Annotated in this window: 3 protein-coding genes; all 3 read right to left on the bottom strand. The window is 63.0% G+C overall.

Annotated features, from left to right (window positions below):
* Nucleotides 1-638, bottom strand: a 638-nt coding sequence (locus JCM12296_RS33310) for an efflux RND transporter permease subunit (RefSeq protein WP_157068145.1), incomplete at its 3' end; no start/stop codon positions are given.
* A gap of 140 nt (nt 639-778) precedes the next feature.
* On the bottom strand, nt 779-3064 hold the full coding sequence (locus tag JCM12296_RS33305; protein WP_054702227.1) for an efflux RND transporter permease subunit: 2286 nt from the start codon (nt 3062-3064) through the stop codon (nt 779-781).
* 66 nt (nt 3065-3130) lie between these two features.
* A partial coding sequence (locus tag JCM12296_RS33300; protein WP_157068144.1) for an efflux RND transporter periplasmic adaptor subunit occupies nt 3131-3713 on the bottom strand: 583 nt, incomplete at its 5' end.

The raw sequence follows: 3713 nt of genomic DNA, 5'->3' as shown, positions 1-3713 counted from the left end.
TTCTTCTTCAGGTGGCCACAGATCAGCACGTACAGCACCGGCACCACCAGCAGGGTGAAGAACATGGAAACGATCAGGCCCACGGCGATCACGCTGGCCAGGGGGCTCCACAGGCTCGACCGGGAGATGATCATGGGGGTTACGCCCACGGCCGCCGCCATGGTGGTCAGGAAGATGGGCCGCAAGCGCCGCTGTCCCGCTTCGGTGGCGGCCCGCACCAGGCTGTGCCCCTCGCCGATTTTCTCATTGATGTAATCGACGAGGATGATGGCGTTGCGCACCACGATGCCGGTGAGGCTGATGAAACCGACGAAGGCCGTAAATCCGAAGGCGTTGCCGGTAATCAAAAGGCCGAACACCGCCCCCGGCAGCATGAGCGGGATGGAGGCCATGATCACCAGCGGCTCCAGGGCATTGCGGAACTGCACCAACAGCACCAGGAAGATCGCCAGCAGGCTGATGCCAAGGGCCGTCACCATCCGGGGAAAAGTCTCGTCCTGGTTGAACTTCTCACCACCGTAGGAAAGCGTGTAGCCCTCGGGCAGCGCGAGGGCGTCGAGCTGGGGCTGGATGGTCGCCAGCAGTGCCGAGGCGTAGTGCCCCCGGGTGACGAAGCTTCTTACCGTGATGGTCCGCACCCCCGTTTCGGCGAACGATACGACCGGTCTCCCACGCCGGCGCGAGGGTGGCCACCGAGCGCAGCGGCACGCTGGTGCCGGTGAGGGTGGAGGTCATGTAGGCGTTGTCCACGTCGTTGAAGCTGCTGCGCTGATCCTTCTCAAGACGCAGCAGGATGGTCACGGGCCGGTCGCCCTCCCAGAAAATGCTCACCGGCAGGCCGTCGAAGGCGCGGAGAGGGTCCGGGCCACCATGGCGTTGGAGAGCCCCAGCCGGCTGGCCAGTTCGGTATCGACGTTGACATCGGCCATGAAGGCGTCGTTGAAAAATCCCGATGAACGTAACGGGCGTAGGGCAGATCCCTTAACATCCCCTCCACGGAAGCGGCGATCCGTTTCAGCTCGCCGAGTTTATCGCCGGAGATGCGGATCTCCACGGGTGCCTCGATGATATTGCCCTGCTGCAGCTCCTTGACCACCACCATGGCCTCGGGCACCCGTTTGGCCAGTTCACTGCCCAGCGCCTCCACGATGGCCGGGGTCTCTTCTTCCGAGCGGGTCCTGACGATAAGCTGGCCGTAGGCGGTATCCGGCTGCTGGGGATTGACGTTGTAATAGAAGCGGGGCGCGCTCTGGCCGATGAAGCTTGCATACTGAGCGATGTCGGCGCGCGTCTTCAGATAGGCCTCGATGCGGCGGACCGCCGCGTCGGTGGCCTCGATGCGGGTTCCCTGGCGCATCCACACATCGATGACGAACTGGTTGCGTTCGGCCGAGGGGAAGAACTGCTGGGGAACCGCCTTGAAAAGGAGCATGCCCAGGGCGACGGTGACCACGCCCAAGGCCACGGCGACCATGCGGTGGCGCATGAGAAAACCGATGGCCTTGGCATACACCCCCTGAAGACGGTCCAGCAGGGAGAGATGCTTTTTGCCCGGATCACCGGCGGCGTCACCCGCATGCAGGCCCTTGCGCACGAAGAAGCGGCACAGGATCGGCGTCAGCATCACGGCCACCACAAAGGAGACGCCAAGGGCGATGGCAACGGTGAGGGGCAGCGCACGGATGAACTCCCCCACCGAACCGGAGATGATCAGCAGCGGCAAAAAGGAGCAGATGATCGTCACCGTGGCCGTGAACACCGGCACCACCACCTCCGTGGCCGAACGCCAGGCCGCATCGGGCCGGGGCACCTGGTGATCGAGCAGTTCCACATAATTGTCGGCAATCACGATGGCGTCGTCCACGATGATGCCCAGCACCACGATCAGGGCGGCGATGGAGACCTGGTGAAGCTGGATGCCGAAGGCGTTCATGATCCCCAGGGTGGTGGTCAGGGTGACGGGAATGGCCACGGCGGCCACCACGGCCACCCGGATGGGCAGCAGCAAAATGGTCACCAGGATCACGGAGCCGATGGCCAGCATGAACTCGTGGCTCAATTGGGTGATGCGGTTTTTCACCACGGCCGGCTGGTTGGCGACGATATCCAGCGAAAGATCCGGGGGCAGCAGGGATTCGAGCCGAGCGAAAACCGCTGCGATGCGCTCGCCCAGATGAACGATGTTGTGCCCCTTTTGCATTTCGATGGAGAGCATCACGCTGGGTTCGCCGTTGCAGCGCACGAGAAAGGTGGGGTCGGCGTAACGGCGGGTCACGTCGGCAATGTCACGGATGTAGACCGGTTGGCCGGTTCTGGACACATCCACCATGACATTGCGGATCTCCGTCTCGGTGTTGAACGCGCCGCTGGTTCGCAAGGGAGCATCCACCGGGCCGGCATCCAGACTGCCCGAAGCGGTGATCACGTTACGCTGTTGCAGGGCCCGCAAAACCTGGATGGGGTTGGCCAGGTGCTGGGAAATGCGCGCCATGCCGCTGGTCACCCAGATCTGTTCGGCCTGTCCGCCGTAACGGGCCATCTTGCCGATTTGGCGGACTTTGCGGAACTCGTCCTGGATGCGGTCCACATAATCCTGAAGTTCACGATAGCCATAACGTTTGCCGTGCACGGCGATGAGCATGGCCACGGTGTCGCCGAAATCGGAGTTGACGGTCGGCCCCCGCACCCCGGCGGGCAGTTCGGTGGCCGCGGTTTCGCTCATTTCGTTGCGCAACTTGGCCCAGAAGACGTCGGTTTCGGTGACATTGTCCTCCAGTTCCACATTGATCACCACCAGGCCGTGACGACTCGTCGAAAAGGTCTTGTCCCTGCGGACCTCGGGAAACTTGAAGATATGCCGTTCCAGAACCTTGGTGACCTGCTTCTCGACCTGCTGGGCGGTGGCGCCGGGATATTGGGCCAGGACCAGCCCGGTGCGGATGGTGATCGTGGGATCCTCGGTGCGCGGCATGTTGAAGAATGCATAGAGTCCGATGCTGACCACCAGGACGGCGAACACCAGGGTCACGGCTGGAAATCGCAAGGAGTTTTTTATCGGATTCATGAAAGGGGTCTCTTTACTGGTGCCCATCCAGAAATAGGCAAATTGGCCATTTCTTGTGGGTACCTGTTATTCCATGCGACCGGCACCAACCACGATGGAAACCGGGCTCCCATCCCTGAGCCGGTCCTGCCCAGCCACGACAACGGCCTCGTCACCGACCAGGCCCGCCGTGATCTCCACATCCTTTCCGATCAGCGCGCCCACGGTGACCCGCTTGGCGTACACCTGGTTCTTCGCCGGGTAGTAGACGAACACCTGGGTGGCGCCCTGGGGATCGCGGACGATGGCATCCACGGGCAGGGTCGCGGCCTCCCGTTGCCCCTCTCCGATGATGTCGGCCTCGGCCACCATGCCAAGACGCATCAGGTGGCGGGGATTGGGAATCGAAATGCGGGTCATGTAGGTTCGGGTGCCGGGATCGGCGCTGATGTTGATGATGCGCACCGCCCCCTCGAAGGTTTGATCGGGCAGGGCCGGCAGGGCGACGGTGGCCTTCTGTCCCACAGTCACCCGGTGAATGTCCGTTTCCGGCACGCCCACGAGGATTTCCACGGGATCGAGGCGCACAATTTCAAAGGCGGGCATGCCGGCGGCCACGCTCTGGCCCGGCTCGACCAGCCGCTTGGAGACATAGCCGCTGACCGGCGCC

Source organism: Desulfosarcina cetonica JCM 12296, assembly GCF_001311845.1.
Lineage (GTDB): Bacteria > Desulfobacterota > Desulfobacteria > Desulfobacterales > Desulfosarcinaceae > Desulfosarcina > Desulfosarcina cetonica.
Note: the sequence above shows the minus strand (reverse complement) of the source record. Positions and strands in the feature narration are given on the sequence as shown.